This window comes from Solimonas flava DSM 18980, assembly GCF_000426685.1.
GTDB classification, from domain to species: Bacteria; Pseudomonadota; Gammaproteobacteria; order Nevskiales; family Nevskiaceae; genus Solimonas; species Solimonas flava.
Genome location: NZ_AUFV01000025.1, coordinates 1 through 15,193, shown reverse-complemented (window position 1 = coordinate 15,193; position 15,193 = coordinate 1). Strand labels below are relative to the sequence as shown.

General features: G+C 69.1%; 12 protein-coding genes, 1 tRNA gene and 1 pseudogene. 5 read left to right on the top strand and 9 right to left on the bottom strand.

Translation table 11 applies throughout. From position 1 onward, the window contains the following. From K343_RS24255 to K343_RS0118045, 6 genes are all read right to left on the bottom strand, one after another. Window positions 1-261 (bottom strand): transposase (locus K343_RS24255; protein WP_154662403.1); only part of this gene is annotated, 261 nt, incomplete at its 3' end. Window positions 262-322: 61 nt separating this feature from the next. After that, window positions 323-3,379 carry an efflux RND transporter permease subunit gene (locus K343_RS0118065; RefSeq protein WP_028009253.1) on the bottom strand — a complete coding sequence of 1,019 codons (3,057 nt, stop codon included), beginning with the start codon at window positions 3,377-3,379 and terminating at the stop codon, window positions 323-325. A 9-nt stretch (window positions 3,380-3,388) separates the two neighbouring features. Further along, window positions 3,389-4,453: an efflux RND transporter periplasmic adaptor subunit gene (locus tag K343_RS22795; RefSeq protein ID WP_051278701.1), complete on the bottom strand. Its 1,065-nt coding sequence runs from the start codon at window positions 4,451-4,453 to the stop codon at window positions 3,389-3,391. Between the two features lie 3 nt (window positions 4,454-4,456). After that, the gene (locus K343_RS0118055; RefSeq protein ID WP_043113135.1) at window positions 4,457-5,839 is read right to left on the bottom strand and encodes a TolC family protein; all 1,383 of its coding nucleotides are present in this window, start codon (window positions 5,837-5,839) and stop codon (window positions 4,457-4,459) included. Window positions 5,840-5,841: 2 nt separating this feature from the next. Continuing rightward, entirely contained in the window at window positions 5,842-6,531 is a 690-nt protein-coding gene (locus K343_RS0118050; RefSeq protein WP_028009251.1) for a TetR/AcrR family transcriptional regulator, read from the bottom strand. Window positions 6,532-6,647: 116 nt separating this feature from the next. Beyond that, a complete protein-coding gene (locus tag K343_RS0118045; protein WP_028009250.1) occupies window positions 6,648-7,352 on the bottom strand; it encodes an esterase/lipase family protein in 705 nt (234 codons plus the stop codon). Window positions 7,353-7,504: 152 nt separating this feature from the next. Between K343_RS0118045 and K343_RS0118040 the strand changes: the two genes are divergently transcribed. Further along, on the top strand, window positions 7,505-9,304 hold the full coding sequence (locus K343_RS0118040; RefSeq protein WP_028009249.1) for an acyl-CoA dehydrogenase: 1,800 nt from the start codon (window positions 7,505-7,507) through the stop codon (window positions 9,302-9,304). 364 nt (window positions 9,305-9,668) lie between these two features. Continuing rightward, window positions 9,669-10,649, top strand: a complete 981-nt coding sequence (dusB, locus tag K343_RS0118035) for a tRNA dihydrouridine synthase DusB (protein ID WP_043113138.1) — start codon at window positions 9,669-9,671, stop codon at window positions 10,647-10,649. A gap of 6 nt (window positions 10,650-10,655) precedes the next feature. Here the strand turns inward: dusB and K343_RS22790 are convergent, their stop codons facing one another. Both K343_RS22790 and tesB read right to left on the bottom strand, forming a co-directional pair. Next, entirely contained in the window at window positions 10,656-11,966 is a 1,311-nt protein-coding gene (locus tag K343_RS22790) for a lipase family alpha/beta hydrolase (RefSeq protein ID WP_051278700.1), read from the bottom strand. Window positions 11,967-12,048: 82 nt separating this feature from the next. Further along, window positions 12,049-12,921: an acyl-CoA thioesterase II gene (gene tesB, locus K343_RS0118025; RefSeq protein WP_028009247.1), complete on the bottom strand. Its 873-nt coding sequence runs from the start codon at window positions 12,919-12,921 to the stop codon at window positions 12,049-12,051. A gap of 54 nt (window positions 12,922-12,975) precedes the next feature. Between tesB and K343_RS0118020 the strand changes: the two genes are divergently transcribed. Then, a complete protein-coding gene (locus K343_RS0118020; protein WP_028009246.1) occupies window positions 12,976-13,254 on the top strand; it encodes a hypothetical protein in 279 nt (92 codons plus the stop codon). Here K343_RS0118020 and K343_RS0118015 read toward each other — a convergent pair. Continuing rightward, window positions 13,251-14,198, bottom strand: a complete 948-nt coding sequence (locus K343_RS0118015; protein WP_043113133.1) for a methyltransferase domain-containing protein — start codon at window positions 14,196-14,198, stop codon at window positions 13,251-13,253. The two genes, K343_RS0118020 and K343_RS0118015, sit on opposite strands and share 4 nt — an antisense overlap. Before the next feature lie 110 nt (window positions 14,199-14,308). Here K343_RS0118015 and K343_RS0118010 point away from each other — a divergent pair. Both K343_RS0118010 and K343_RS0118005 read left to right on the top strand, forming a co-directional pair. Then, window positions 14,309-14,384, top strand: a tRNA-Thr gene (locus tag K343_RS0118010). 414 nt (window positions 14,385-14,798) lie between these two features. Next, window positions 14,799-15,193: pseudogene (locus K343_RS0118005) on the top strand (energy transducer TonB); the annotation flags it as partial.

The following is a 15,193-nucleotide window of genomic DNA, read 5'->3' as shown; positions in this document are numbered from 1 at the left end:
CGCATCGGCGGACAAGGCTTCGAACACCCGCTGCCAGACACCGGATCGACTCCAGCGCGTGTGCCGCAGGTGGATCACGCGGAAGTCACCAAAGCGTTCGGGAAGATCGCGCCAAGGAATCCCGGCGCGATACCGATACAGCACCGCTTCAACAAACCGCCGGTTGTCCTTGGCGGTCACCCCGACATGGCCCACACGGCCCGGAAGCAGAGGCTCGATGCGAGCCCATTGATCGTCTCGTAGTCCGTAGCGGCGAGTCATCGATGGTCAGCGGTGCCAAGAAGCAACAAGCTTCGCTGATTTAATCAATTGATGACAGGCCCTAGCCGCCGACGGCCGCCGGCGCGCGCAGCTCCGGCGGCAGCAGCTTGTACATCACCGGCGTGACCAGGCGGCCGATCAGCGTCGAGCTGATCAGGCCGCCGATGATGACGAGCGCCATCGGCGAATACAGCGGCGAGTCCTGCAGCGCCAGCGGCAGCATGCCGCCGATCGCCGTCACTGAGGTCAGCAGGATCGGCAGGAAGCGGATCTCGCCGGCCTCGGCGATCGCTTCGTCGAGCGCCTTGCCCTGTTCGCGCAGCTGGTTGGTGAAGTCGACGAGCAGGATCGAGTTCTTGATCTCGATGCCGATCAGCGCGATGAAACCGATCATCGCCGTGAAGCTCAGCGTGTAGCCGCAGGCGAACAGCATGACGATGCCGCCGGTGACGCCGAGCGGAATCACGCCGGCGACGATCAGCGTGCTCTTGAAGCTGCCGAACTCCAGCACCAGCACGGCCATGATGCCGGCGATCGCGACGATGATCGCGGTGCCGAAGCCGGCGAAGCTGTCCTTGCGGCCTTCGAGTTCGCCACCGGCTTCGTAGCGGTAGCCCGGCGGCAGATCCATTCTGGCGAGGCCGGCGAGCAGCTGCTGCGTCAGCGCCTCTGTGTTGTAGCCGTTCTCGGTATACGCGGAGATCGACACCGCGCGTTCGCGGTTGCGACGGTAGATGCGCGGCGAGGACTCGCTGAGCTTGAGCGTCGCCAGCTCGGCGAGCGGCACCTGCACGCCGGCGGCGTTGGCGACGTGTATGCCTTCGAGCGTCGCCAGCGTCGGCCGCTCGCGCATCGGCGCGCGCAGCACGATCGGATACTTGTCGCCATCCGGCTCGTGGAAGTCGCCGGCCGACAATCCGGCGACGGCCAGGCGCACGGCGCGGTCGAGATCGAGCACCGGCACGCCGAGCAGCCCGGCTTTGGCGGTATCGACGTCGAGCTGCAGATCGACGCGCGCGCGGCGCAGCGGATTGCTGATGTTGCGCACGCCGGGCGTCGCGCGCATCAGGGTTTCGACCTCGGTGGCCAGCTCGCGCAGGCGGTCGAGGTCGGGGCCGACGACGCGCAGCGCGATCGGGGCTTCGATCGGCGGGCCGTTCTCGAATTCCTTGACGACGATTTCGGTGCCCGGCAGCGCGTCGAACTCGCGGCGCAGCGTGTCGAGCAGCGCCGGCGTCGTCTGCGGGTTGTAGCGCTGCAGCTGAACGAAGACTTCGGCGTAGTTCGCGGCGTTCTCGTGCGGGAACACGTTGTAGTAGATGCGCGGGTTGCCGTGGCCGAGATTCGACAGCGTATGGCTGATCTCGGGATGCGCGTGCAGGATCGCCTCGACGGCGCTGAGCGCTTCGCCGGTACGCGTCTGGCTGCTGCCGTTCGGCGTCGTGATCGTGATCAGGAACTGCGGCGTGTCGGCTTTCGGGAACAGCGACAGGCCCATCAGCGGCACCAGCGCGAAACTCAGCGCGAAGGCGAGCGCCGACAGCAGCACCGTCAGTCGCGGATGCGCCAGCGCACGGCGCAGCCACGGCGAGTAGATGCGGCGGATCAGGTACATCAGCCCGTGCAGGAGGGCATTGCCTTCCTCGCCGCCGTCGCGCGGCAGCACGCGCGAGGCGAGGAACGGGATCACCGTCAGCGAGACGAGCAGCGAGGCGCTGACGGTGAGCACCACGGCGAGCGGCATCGAGCGGATGAACTTGCCGGGGTTGCCGGGCAGCGCCAGCAGCGGCACGAACGCGAACAGCAGCGTCGCCGTGCAGCCGAGCACGGCGAGCGCGATCTGCCGGGTCGCGCGGATCGCCGCTTCGTCCGGCGAATGGCCCATGCGCAGGAAGCGCGCGATGTTCTCGGTGACGACGATCGAATCGTCGACCAGCAGGCCCAGTGCGATCACGAAGCCGGCGATCGACAGCTGGTTGAGCGAAAAGCCGGCGAAGTACAGCGCCGCCAGACCACTCAGCAGCGACAGCGGCAGCGACACCATGACGATGCCGGCGGCGCGCAGGCCGAGCGGCAGCAGCGTCACCGCGACCAGCACGATCGCCAGCATGAAGTCGTGACCGAGCCGGTCGAGACGGGTTTTGACGTTGCGCGACTGGTCGAAGCCAAGTTCGAGCGTGACGCCGGCCGGCAGCGTCTTCGCGTACGCCGCGACCGCCGCGTCGATCGCCTGCTTGGTCTCGAAGATGTTGCGGCCGCTCTTCTGGTTGGCGGTCACGAACACCGCGCGCCGGCCGTCGAAGCGGGCGACGTAGTCGTACGGGCCGGCGTCCCAGCGCACGTCGGCAATGTCGGCGACGCGGATCGCATGCGCGCCGTTGCCGGTGACGACCGCATCGCGGATCTGCTGCAGGCTGTGGAAGGCGCCGCTGGTCTTTATGTTGAAGCGGCGCGGGCCGGCTTCGACGGCGCCGCCCGGCACGTTGGTGTTGTCGGCCTGGATCACGCCGAGCACCTGGGCCGGCTGCAGGCGCAGCTCGGCCATGCGTTCGAGATTGAGCTCGACACGCAGCTCGCGCTGCGGATAGGCCCAGGTTTCCGACTTGTTGACACCGGGTACGCGCTCGAGCACGTCCTTGAGGTCCTCGGCGGCATCCTCGAGCGTGCGGTACGAGGCGTCGGCCGAGACCAGCGCGTACTGCACGATGTTGACGTCGCCGGGATTGATCTTGTTGATCTCGACGCTGGCGACGCCGGGCGGCAGCTTGCGCGACAGCGCATCAAGCTCGCGCGTCAGCTCGTCGTACTTCTTGTCGGTGTCGACGTAGGCCTCGAACTCGACGCGCACGATGCCGAGGCTGTCGTCGGCGGTGCTGACGATCTCCTTGACGTCGTCAAGCGTGTGGATCGCGTCCTCGATCGGTTCGGCGACCTGGCGCTCCACTTCCTGCGGATCGGCGCCCGGATAGAGCACGACGATCGAGAACGCCGAGATCGGGAAATGCGGATCTTCGGTGCGCGAGATCTTCATCCACGCCGAAACGCCGAGCGCCGTCAGCAACAGCGACGCGACCAGCATGAACGGGACGTTGCGGACCGCGAATTCGGAAATGCGCATGGCGGCGGCTCAGTCGACGACGCGCACGGTCTCGCCGTCGACCAGATAGCTGGCGCCGTCGGTGATCAGGCGTGTGCCTTCGGGCAGCGGCTGCTCGAGCGCGGCCTGCTCGCCGGCGACGAACGCGATGGCCACCTTGCGCCGATGCGCGACCTGGCCGTCGAGGGTGAAGATCGTGGTCGCGTGCTGGTCGCCTTCGACCAGCGCCGCGAGCGGCACGTAGCTGCGCGTCGCGCCGGCGCCGCGCGCCGTGATCGTGGCGCGACCGACCAGACCGCTCGGCAGACGCACCTGGGCCGGAATTGAGGCGGCGTCGAGTTCGATCTCGATCGGGAAGGTGCCGCTGCGCGGGTCGGCGGCGCGGCTGATCTCGACCACGCGCGCCGCGAAGCGCTGCGTCGGATAGGCGTCGAACTCGATGTCGGCGCGGTCGCCGAGCGCCACGCGCACCACATCGCGGTCGGCGAGGCCGAGCTTGAGCACGTGGCCGGAACCGGTCTGGCCGATCTCGACGATCGGCTGGCCGGCGGCGACCGTTTCGCGCGGTTCGACGTAGCGGCGCAGCACAACCCCGTCGGCCGGCGCGACGATCTGGGCGTGGCCGAGGTTGTACTGCGCCGCGTCGAGCTGGGCGCGCGCGACCGTCTCCGCGGTGCCGAGGTCGTCGAGCTGCTCGCGGGTGATGACGTCGTCGGCGTAGAGCTGGCGGCCGCGCTCCAGATCGCGCCGCGCCTTGTCGTGGGCGGCGCGCGCCTGGGCGACGCCGGCGCCGATTTCGGTAGTCTCGATTTCGGCGAGCACCTCGCCTTTGCGCACGCTGTCGCCGGCGCGCACCGCGATACGACGCACGACGCCGCCGGACTTGAACGCGAGCCGCGCCTCGTCGCGCGAGGCGAGCACGCCGCTGGCGATGATCGGCGCCTCGGCCGGACCGCTTTCGACCAGCGCCGCGCGCACCGCGCGCGGCTGCGGCGCCGCCGGTTCCGGGGCCTTGCCCGGACCGCAGGCGCTGAGCAGGAGCGCGCAACTGAGGAGCCAGGGCGCACGACGGATGCAGGCGTGGAAGTGGTTCATCGGTCAGGGCGCCACGAGAGAATCGGGAAGGGGATAGCTCGCGCTCGCCAGTTCCAGCTCGGCGGCGCGATCGAGAGCACCACAGCGCGCGATCGCCAGCCCCAGCCGGGCTTCGCGCAGGGCACGTTCGGCGTCGAGGAACTCGATCTGCGACAGCGCCGCGGCGGCACGCTTGCGTTCGGCGATGCGGAAGCTCTCCTCGGCGGCGGTGAGGCGCGCGGTGCCGCTGTCGACTGCGCGCAGCGCCGTCGCCAGATTGTCCTCGGCGGCGAGCCGCGCCAGGCGCAGGCGGCGCAGCAGATCCTCGCGCTCGGCGCGCAGGCTGGCGCTCTGTGCCGCCGCCTGGCCGCGCTGCGCGCGGCGGCTGCCGGCGTCCCAGAGATTCCAGCGCAGCACCAGCGAGACGGTATCGAAGTCAGATTCGCTGTCGCTGCGATAGTCCTCGCCCTGGATGCCGTAGTCGGCGGCCAGCCCGAGCGTCGGCCACTGCGCGGCGCGGGCGGCGCGCTCGCCGGCCTCGGCGGCGTTCAGTGTGCGGTCGAGCTGGCGCAGTTCGGGGCGCGGCTGCGCGGCGGGCGCGACGGCGGGCGGCAGATGCAGGGAATCCGGCGCCGGCAGCATCAGCGGTGCGTCGTCCGGTTGCGCGCGCAGCAGATTGACGAGCCGGCGCGCCTGCTTGGCCTGCGCGCGCGCTTCGTCGAGGCGTTGCACGGCGGCGAGGCGCTCGGCTTCGGCGCGCAGCACGCGATCGCGCGTCGCCTTGCCGGCCTCGGTCAGCGACTGCGAAACCCGCACGTCTTCGGCGAGCAGGCGCTCGCTTGCTTCGAGGATGCCGGCCGCGGCCTCGGCCTGGACGGCGCCGTAGTAGGCGCGCTTGAGTTCGCGCACGAGACTGCGCGCGTACGCCTCGCGTTCGGCGCGGCTGGCGCCGGCCAGCGCGCGCTTGGCATCGACGTTGGCCCACAGTTCCGGCGTGAACAGCGGCGCGCTCAGGGACAGCTTGGTTTCCTGCTCATGTTCGCGCAGGAAGCGGATGCGCTGATTGCTGATGTTCGGGAACTGCGCCGGCTGGCCCTGCTGCTCCAGCATCTGGTTGAGCGTGTCGTAGACCGGATTCAGCAGGTCGCCGACCGGCAGGTCGATCGTGCGTCCGCCGTGCGCCTGGGTGTAGCGGGCGTTGAAGCTGAGCTGCGGATACTGCTGGGCGCGGGCGTCGTCGAGCGCGTAGTCGCTGGCGCGCACGTCCTCGCCGCGCGCCGCCAGCACCGGGTTGGCGGCGAGTGCCTCGTCGAGATAGGCCTGCAGGTTCTCGTCGCCGGCGGCGGCAGGACCGGCCGCCAACGCCAGCATCACGGCGACGAGCCATGCCTGTCTGGTGATCACCATGCTCATTTGCGCTTGCCTCGGGCGGGTGCTGCGGCAGGCTGCAGCCCGCCGGTGCCGAAGCGGATCGCGTGGCCGAGGAATTCGTCGGCCGACAAGCCCACTTCTTCTAGAAACGCGGCCTTGGTCTGCGCGATCTGGATCGCGCCGTGCGTGAAGCCCCACAAGGTCAGCGCCACCAGCATCGGCTTGTCGACGCGGCGGATCGTGCCGTCGCGCATGCCTTGCCGGAGCGCGGCGATCGTCACCTCGTGCACGGCGACGCCGGCTTCGAGCACGGCGCGTTCGGTCGAGCCCGGCGCCACGGATTCCGGACGGTGCGCCTCGAAGCGCGACAGCGCCGCGAAATACAGCGGGAACTCGTCGGCGAAGGCGATGTAGGCATGGCCGATCGCGCCGATCTGCGCATAGCCGCTCGGCGCCGCGGCGGCGGCGGCGGCGAGCCGCTCGCGCAGGATGTTCAGCGCGCGGCGGCAGACGGCCAGCTGCAGCTCGGCCTTGTTCTTGAAGTACAGGTAGACGAGTGCGCGAGAGATGCGCGCGCGGCGCGCGACGTCTTCCATCTTCGCGGTCTCGAAGCCGGCGCGCGCGAAGACTGCTTCGGCGGCATCGATGATCGCTTCGCGGCGCAATTCCTTCTCGTCGTCGCGGCGCTGCCGGCTATGGCTGCGGCTCGCGGTTCGGGCGCGGCTCACGGGTTCTCCTCCCAGATTCTGCGGCCGACTTTACTGACACGGTGTCAGTAATTCAACACGTGTCTAATCGACTGCCGCACGGCACTCCGGCCGCGGCGACGGCGGCGAGGCGGCGTTCAGTCGGCGCGCGCGAGGCGTTCGACGATGACGCGCAGGACCTGCGGATTGAACGGCAGGCCGAGATGGCTGCCGCGCACCTCGACGTTCTCGGTGTTCGGGGCCGGATCTTCGAGACAGGCCCGCCAGGCGACGATGCCGTCGGTCTTGGTGTAGACGGCGGTGCACGGCACCGGCGGCGGCGCGATGCGTCGCGCGAAGCCGTCGAGATCGGTCTTGACCGGCTGGCCGCGGTTGGCGAGACGGAACAGTGTGACCATGTTGTTGGCGTCGGGATGGCCGTTGATCGGGCTGCCGAGCGTGACAACGCGGCGCACGTACTGCGCCTGATGCCGGGCCAGTTCGCGCGCGAACACGCCGCCGAGGCTCCAGCCGACCAGCGTCACCGGCTGCGTGTGCTGTTCGTGCAGCTCGCGCAGGCGCGTCGCCAGCTGTTCCTTGACGCCGCGGCGCATGCCGAGATTGCGGCCGAGGCCCCAGCCGTGGGCGGCATAGCCGAGGCGCCGCAGCGCCGCGAGCAGCGGTGCGATCGTGCGATCGCTCATGCCGAAGCCGGGGATGACCAGCACCGGCTGGCCGCTGCCGCGCGGCAGCGTGCGGCGCAGGCGTGGATAGGCCAGGGCCAGCGCCGCGATTTCGAGGCCGAGACGGGTTTCGAGCAGCAGCAGCGGCGTGCTCGGCGCCGGGAGGTTCTGGACAGGCATGGGCGCAAAGAAAATGGGAAGCGGCGCGCAGCTTAGCGGATGCGTCGCCGAGACGACGGCGCGACTCGACGCTGGCGCGCGGCGCTCGCTATCCTGCCCGCCCGCGGTTCCATCGCCGCGCCCCAGAAAGAACCCATCAGAGGAGAGCGGCCGTGCCGCAGCTGATCGAACGCCGGGACCTCGACTTCCTGCTCCATGAAGTGCTGCGCCTTACCGAGCTGACCGCGGCGGCGCGTTTCTCGATGCACGACCGCGCCAGCTTCGATGCCGTGCTCGACGCGGCGCAGAAGATCGCCGAGGAAGAATTCCTGCCGCATGCCGCCAAGCTCGACGCCAACGAGCCGAGCTTCGACGGCAGTCGCGTGGCGCTGATTCCGGAGGTCAAGCAGGCGCTCGCCGCCTACATCGACGGCGGCTTCATCGCGGCCTCGTTCCCGATCGAGGACGGCGGTCTGCAGTTGCCGTACACGCTGACCGCGGCGGCGATGGGGTATTTCACGGCCGCCAACGCCGGCACCGCCGGCTATCCGTTCCTGACCGCGGCGGCCGCCAATCTGCAGCGTGCGCACGGCAGCGCCGCGCAGAAGGCGCGCTACATGCGGCCGATGCTCGAAGGACGCTGGTTCGGCACGATGTGCCTGTCCGAGCCGCAGGCCGGCTCCTCGCTCGGCGACATCCGCACGCGCGCGATTGCGCAGGCCGACGGCACGTATCACCTGGTCGGCAACAAGATGTGGATCTCGGGCGCCGATCACGAGCTGTCGGAGAACATCGTTCACCACGTGCTCGCGCGCATCGACGGCGCGCCGTCCGGCGTGCGCGGCATTTCGCTGTTCATCGTGCCGAAGTTCCGGGTCGACGGCGAAGGTCGCATCGGCGCGCGCAACGGCGTGCACGTGGCCGGCCTCAATCACAAGATGGGCTATCGCGGTACCGTCAACGCGGCACTGAACTTCGGCGAGAGCGAGCCGGCGGTCGGCGAGCTGATCGGCGAGCCGAACCATGGCCTCGCCTACATGTTCCACATGATGAACGAGGCGCGTATCGGCGTCGGCATGGGCGCGGCGGCACTGGCCTGCGCCGGCTATCGCTATTCGCTCGATTACGCGCGGCACCGGCCGCAGGGTCGGCCGGTCGCCAACAAGGATCCCGACAGCAGGCCCGTGCCGATCATCGAGCACGCCGACGTGCGCCGCATGCTCTTGCAGCAGAAGGTCTATGCCGAGGGCGCGCTGGCGCTGTGCCTGTACTGCGCGCGGCTGGTCGACGAGCAGGCGATCGCCGAGGACGAGGCGCAGCGCCACGCGTTGCACCAGTTGCTCGAGGTGCTGACGCCGATCGCCAAGAGCTGGCCGAGCGAATTCGGCCTGGAGGCGAACAAGCTGGCGATCCAGGTGCTCGGCGGCTACGGCTACACGCGCGACTATCCGCTGGAGCGGCTCTACCGCGACAACCGGCTCAATCCGATCCACGAAGGCACGACCGGCATCCAGGCGCTCGACCTGCTCGGCCGCAAGGTGTTGATGGCCAATGGTGCGGCGTTCCGCCTGCTGCTCGCGCGCGTCACGGCGACCGCCGACGAGGCGGCGGCGCTGCCGGCGCTCGCCGAGGATGCCGAGGCGCTGCGCGCCGCCGTCGCGCAGGTCGCCGCCGTCACCGCCCAGCTCGCCGCCGGCGCGCAGCGCGGCGAGATCGAGCGCTTCCTGGCCAACGCGACGGCGTACCTGGAAATGCTGGGGCAGGTGGTCGTCGCCTGGATGTGGCTGCTGCAGGCCATCGTCGCCGAGCGCGCGCTGGCTTCGGCCGGCGACGCCGAACAGGCGTTCTACCGGGGCAAGCGCCACGCCTGTCGTTTCTTTACTCGTTACGAACTGCCGAAAATCGAGCGCCTGGCGGCGCTGCTGAAGCGCTTCGACGATACCTGCCTGACGATGCCGGCCGACGGTTTCTGAACCGGCCGACGGTACGCGGGCAGGGCGACGATGCTTGCAGGGGCGGCCGCGCTCGCGTTCCGCCGTCGATAAAGCTTTGCGCCAAGCCGGTAGCCGGCGTCCGGCTGATCGAGGTCGAGGGCTGCCGCGGTCGAGCGCGCCGCTCCGGATGTCATCCCGGCGCCGCGCAATAAAAAACGGCGGATCTTGCGACCCGCCGTCGGGGGGACGTCATCCGGGGGTTTGGGGGGACGGACGACGTTGGGGGACCGGCTGTTAACGCTCACAATAGTGATTTTCCGTGACAGCGGACAGCAAAATGATTTGAGGCATGACTTCAAAGCATTTGAATGACTTGCCGTCGCCGCTCCGCGACAATACGCGGATGCGGATCGGGCCCTATCTCGTCGACGTTCCCCTGGTGCTGGCGCCGATGGCCGGCGTCACCGACCGTCCGTTCCGGCAGCTCTGCCGACGGCTGGGGGCGGGGCTCGCGGTCAGCGAGATGACGAGTTCCGACGCCAGCCTCTGGCATACCGAGAAATCGCGGCTGCGTATCGACCACGACGGCGAGCACGCGCCGATCGCGGTGCAGATTGCCGGCTACGATCCGCAGCAGATGGCCGAGGCGGCGCGCTACAACGTGGCGCACGGGGCGCAGATCATCGACCTCAACATGGGCTGCCCGGCGAAGAAGGTCTGCCGTGTCGATGCCGGCTCGGCGCTGTTGCGCGATGAGGCGCTGGTGGCGCGGATCTGCGCTGCGGTGGTGGCCGCGGTCGAGGTTCCGGTGATCTTGAAGATCCGCACCGGTTTCTCGCGCGCCGAGCGCAACGCGCTGCGCATCGCGCGCATCGCCGAGGACTGCGGCATCCAGGCGCTGACCGTGCACGGGCGCACGCGCGAGGATCATTACGAGGGCGAGGCGGAGTACGAGACGATCGCGGCGGTCAAGCAGACGCTGCGGATTCCCGTCATCGCCAATGGCGATATCGATGCGCCGCAGAAGGCGCGCGAGGTCTTGCGCCGCACCGGCGCCGACGCACTGATGATCGGTCGTGCGGCGCAGGGGCGACCGTGGATCTTCCGCGAGATCGCTCATTTCCTGGCGACCGGCGAGCACCTGCCGCCGCCGTCGCGTTTCGAGATCCGGCGCTGGCTGCTGGAGCATCTGGACGCGCTCTACGCTTTCTACGGCGAAGGGCGCGGCGTGCGCGTGGCGCGCAAGCACATCCAGTGGTACTGCCAGGCGCAGCCGGATGCGGCCGCCTTCTGGGGCGCGATCAATCAGCTCACCGATGTGCGCCTGCAGCGCGAGGCCGTGGCGCGCTTCTTCGAAGACGGCGTCGAGTCGGCCGTCGCCTGAGCGCGCTCAGGCCGACGCGATCGACGCCTCGGTCAAGCGTTCGTCCGCGCCGGTGCCGAGCCCGAGCGTGCTGGCGAGCAGGCGGTAGACGTCCGGGTCGTTGAGCAGCTGCAGGTGATGGCGGCCGAACAGCACCGCAGTGTCGGCGTCGGCGAGTTCATGGGCCAGCGCGCTCGGCAGGCGCACGAGGCCGTCGCCGAAGCAGCGACCGCGCCAGTCGCGGGCATCGAGGCCGAGGCTGCTGCCGATGAAGTGGTAGCGCGCGTGTCCGGCGCGCGGCAGCGGCTGCGGCGGGCGCCATTCACGCCGCGCGGCCTGGCGCCAGTCGGCGTCGGCGGTCGCGCCATGGCGCAGGTCGCGGATGCCGACCGAACGCAGATCGAGCGCCTGCGCCCAGGGCCGCGAAAGCTCGAAGGCCTGCATCAGCTGCGTCGCGCCGTGCACGGCTTTTTCGAGCGGAGCGCCGCGGTGCGGCGAACCCAGGCAGAACACATGGCGCACGGCCGCCGTCCAGGCGTCGCCGCGGCGCAAGCCGTGGGCGATGGCGGCGCGGCTGACCAGACCTCCCATGCTGTGCCCGATCAGCACGATCTCGTCGACCGCGACCGGCCATTGCGCGACGAGCCGGCGCAGCAAGTGCGCGAGGCGGCGGCCGTTGTGCGAGATATGCGCGCCGGTGTTGTAGCGCAGATAGAGCGCGCTGTAGCCGACGTCTTGCAGGCGTTCGCCGTAGGGGCGCGTCTGCGGGCGTTGCGGGTCCCGATAGAGCTGCCAGCTGGTTTCGTTGCAGCACAGGCCATGCACGAACACGACGAGCCGCGGCTGCGGCGCCGCGAACGATTGCGCGAGCGCTTCGCGCGTCAGCGGCAGGGGCAGGCCGTCGGCATGGAAGGCCGCGCGCGGGGCGAGCGCACTGCGCCGGACCGCGAGGTGGTCGCCGAAGGCGCCGCTCAGGGCGCTGGCAATGGCGTCGAAGCGCGGCCGTGCGCGCGGCGCTTCGGCCCCGCGCATGTGGGCTGTGGCGTCGAGCGCGGCGGTGGCGGTGTCGAAGACCAGCGCGCCGATCTGGCGCACGCCGAGATAGACGCCGTCGGTGATGCCGTCATGCAGCACGCGCACGGGCGTCGCCGCCTGCGCGACGCCCGGAACGGCATCGAGCGCCGCGAACGGGCGGCGGGCAATCGCGCGATGGAAGTCGTGAATGCGCGCGCTCGCCTGCGCGTAGGCGTCGCCGCACAACGAGACGAGCCCGCGCCAGCGCTGCAGGTCGGTTGGCGCGACACGCTTCGGCGGCGGATGTCCGGCTCGCTTGTTCATGCCGGCAGCTTAGGCCTCTGCCGCGCGGTCTGCATTGGCGGGGCGGCAGCGGCGGGTGGCGGCGCCATGCAGCGCTGGCGCTTCAGCCGGGCGAGAGCTCGCGCATGAGGTTCTCCTGCACGACGCTGGCGACCAGCCGGCCGGCGCGGTCATAAATCAGTCCGCGCGACAGGCCGCGCGCGCCCTGCGCGGTCGGCGAGTCCATCGCGTACAGCAGCCAGTCGTCGACACGCAGCTCGCGGTGGAACCAGATCGCGTGATCGATGCTGGCGACCGCCATGCTGTCGGTGAGCCAGGTCCTGGCGTGCGGGCGCAATGCCGTCGACAGCAGATGGAAGTCGGAGGCGTAGGCGAGCACGCAGCGATGCAGCAGTGGGTCATCCGGCAGCTTGCCGCCGGCGCGGAACCAGATGCCCTGCGCCGGGTCGAGCTGCGAGGGCTTGAGCGGGTTGTACGGATTCACCGGCTTGAATTCGATCGCGACCTCGCGCGTCAGGGCGGTGTGCACGCGTTCGGGCAGATCCGGCACTTCGTCGAGCCACTGCTCGTAGTACGCGGACATCGGCTTGAGCTGATCGGGCGACGGTACCGGCGGCATCGGCGCCTGATGTTCCAGACCGGCCTCAGGGCGCTGGAACGAAGCCATCATCGACAGGATCGGCTGCCCGCCCTGGATCGCCTGTACGCGTCGCGCCGTGAAGCTGCGCCCGTCGCGGATGCGGTCGACCTCGTAGACGATCGAGCGGCTCATGTCGCCCGGACGCAGGAAGTAGGCATGCAGCGAGTGTGGCACCGCGTCGCTGACCGTGCGCGACGCCGCGGCCAGCGCCTGGCCGATGACCTGCCCCCCGAACACGCTCTTGCCGCCGAGATCGCGCGATTCGCCGCGGAACAGATTGTCCTCGAGGGTCTCGAGATTGAGCAGATTGACGAGGTCCTTGAGAATGCGGTTCATGTCATGGAATCCAAAGCCAGAAATTTCGTGGCGCAAGCCTAAGGCATTGACGCGATGAAGTGCCGGCCGCGCTGCGGCGCTTGCTGTATCGCGCCGTCGATCAGCTCACCGCTGCCGCTGATGCCGGGCGGCAAGCCGGCGGGCGTGCCGTGCCTGCATTTGCGGACCGACTTCGGCTGCGATCTGTTCGGCGATCCGCGTCGGCCGGCGGTCTGCGGCGGCCTGCAGCCGAGCCTGGAGATGTGCGGCGACGGTCGCGAGTACGCGTTGCGGCATCTGAGTGAACTCGAACGGGACACGGCGCCTGGCCAGGTGGCGAACCGCAACCCCTAGAGCTGGCCGCGCAGGCTGTCGAGCGCTTGTTCCTGAATCACCTTGCCGGCGCGCAGCACACGGGTCTTCCATGAGACCCGCACGCCGACTTCCGGCCGGGTATCGGAGCCCAGTGTCAGCTCCAGCGTGTCGCCCGCGTCGAGCACGCAGGGAGCGAGCAGCGGCAGGTAGATCTGCTGCCAGTGCGTCGGCGGCGAGAACGGCGAGGTGGAGATCGTCACGCCCTCGACGAGTTCCGCCTCCCACCACAGTGCATAGCCTTCGATGCGCGAGGAAGGCAGCGCTGCCGCCTTCCAGTGCAGCGTCCGGCGCCGCGCACTCGGCGGTGCCGGACGCTGCGGACGGACGTCCAGATCATCCCAGAGTTGAGCATGCTCGGCACTGCCGCCGAGGTCACTCGCTTCGATGCTGCGCACGTACATATTGTTGAGCGAGATGCTGCGCGCCGGCTCCAGATCGAGGTCATAACCGATCTGCGGCCAGACATCGATTTCCGTCTGCAGGCGGGAGGTCAGGACCGGAGCGACGAATTGGCGCAGGCGTCCGGGGATGATGGCGCCGTCGGCCTTGAGGAAGCGCCGCGCGTCGATCGCCGTCTCGAGAAAGTTCTCTTCCAGCGCGTAGTTTCCGAGAGTTTCGGTGACAACGATGTCAACCGACATCTTGCGCCGGACCTCGCTGGAATGTGCCTTCAGGAAGCTCAGCCCGTCGATGCGGTTGCGGCGCGCCAGGTCCTCGGCCAGCTCGAGCGCGTCGGTGTATTCGATCAACGTCGCCTGGCGTGCCCCGAGGCGGCGTGCGAGAAACGACAGAAAGCCGGTGCCGGCGCCGATGTCGAGTACCGTGCTGACGCCCGGCCGGATCAGCTGCTGCAGCGCGCGATGAAAGGCGGCATTGCGCGGTGCATCGCCGAGCAGCTTGCGGTGCAGTTCGATTTCGCTCATGGAGATAGCGGCAGGCAGAACGTGGAAAGTGCGTATTATCGTGGCAGTCCGTGCTGCGATACAGCTCGGCTTGTCTGGCCTGGCGGCATCCCGGCTACAATCCGGCGCGCGCCGGCATAGCTCAGTTGGTAGAGCTACTGATTTGTAATCAGTGGGTCGGGGGTTCGAGTCCCTCTGTCGGCACCACGCTCCATTTCGATGTGGTCGGTCCTGAGGTGGCAAGTGCCGCATCGCCTCGGTAGAGTCCGGACCGGTACGGGCCATCAGGCCTGATGGCATTTCCGAATTGCTGAATGGCATTTCCGAATTGCCGATGTCTCGCGTTGTTCAGCTTGAGCGCGGCGTCGTGGGTCGGTACGCGCTTTGCATGAACGAAGCGGCGGCTTCCCTTCTCATCTTCTTTCAAGGGATTAGCCTTGCCATAAGCCGGTTCGGCGGTCTTTGATTGGATCCTGAGGGTGGTCTTTCCGGACAGTCTCAAAGTAGGGGTTTTTTGCGATTTTCCGTTAAACGGGTCTCGGTATACTCGGGGCCTCACCAAACTGGTGCAGCGCGGCTGCGACAGCGCGGCGTCATCAATTTCGCGGAGTTTGATGCAGCATGAGCATGGAGTTTGGCCAGAAGCCTAATTCGAGCCGCCGCCTGATCGGCATCGGCGGGGTGGTGGTGTTTCACGCGCTGCTGATCTGGGCCCTGGTGTCGGGACTGGCGCGCAAGGCGATCGAGATTCTGCCGGCGCCGATCGAGACCAAGATCATCGAGGAAGTGAAGCCGCCGGAGGACGTGCCGCCGCCGCCGCCGCCGCCGACGCTGGACATTCCGCCGCCGCCGTTCGTGCCGCCGCCGGAAGTGAACATCGCGACGCCGCCGCCGCGCACCAACACGATCGTGGCGCAGAGCACGGTACCGACGCCGCCGCCGGCGCCGGCGCCGGTGGTCAAGGCGCCGCCGTCGGTGGCGCTGAAGATCGACAGCCGGCGCTGCCGGCTGCCGGA

Coding starts and splice junctions, on each gene's coding strand:
- K343_RS0118065 (WP_028009253.1), bottom strand. CDS start 3,379: ATGCGCATTTCCGAATTCGCGGTCCGCAACGTCCCGTTCATGCTGGTC.
- K343_RS22795 (WP_051278701.1), bottom strand. CDS start 4,453: ATGAACCACTTCCACGCCTGCATCCGTCGTGCGCCCTGGCTCCTCAGT.
- K343_RS0118055 (WP_043113135.1), bottom strand. CDS start 5,839: ATGGTGATCACCAGACAGGCATGGCTCGTCGCCGTGATGCTGGCGTTG.
- K343_RS0118045 (WP_028009250.1), bottom strand. CDS start 7,352: ATGCCTGTCCAGAACCTCCCGGCGCCGAGCACGCCGCTGCTGCTGCTC.
- dusB (WP_043113138.1), top strand. CDS start 9,669: ATGCGGATCGGGCCCTATCTCGTCGACGTTCCCCTGGTGCTGGCGCCG.
- K343_RS22790 (WP_051278700.1), bottom strand. CDS start 11,966: ATGAACAAGCGAGCCGGACATCCGCCGCCGAAGCGTGTCGCGCCAACC.
- tesB (WP_028009247.1), bottom strand. CDS start 12,921: ATGAACCGCATTCTCAAGGACCTCGTCAATCTGCTCAATCTCGAGACC.
- K343_RS0118020 (WP_028009246.1), top strand. CDS start 12,976: ATGAAGTGCCGGCCGCGCTGCGGCGCTTGCTGTATCGCGCCGTCGATC.
- K343_RS0118015 (WP_043113133.1), bottom strand. CDS start 14,198: ATGAGCGAAATCGAACTGCACCGCAAGCTGCTCGGCGATGCACCGCGC.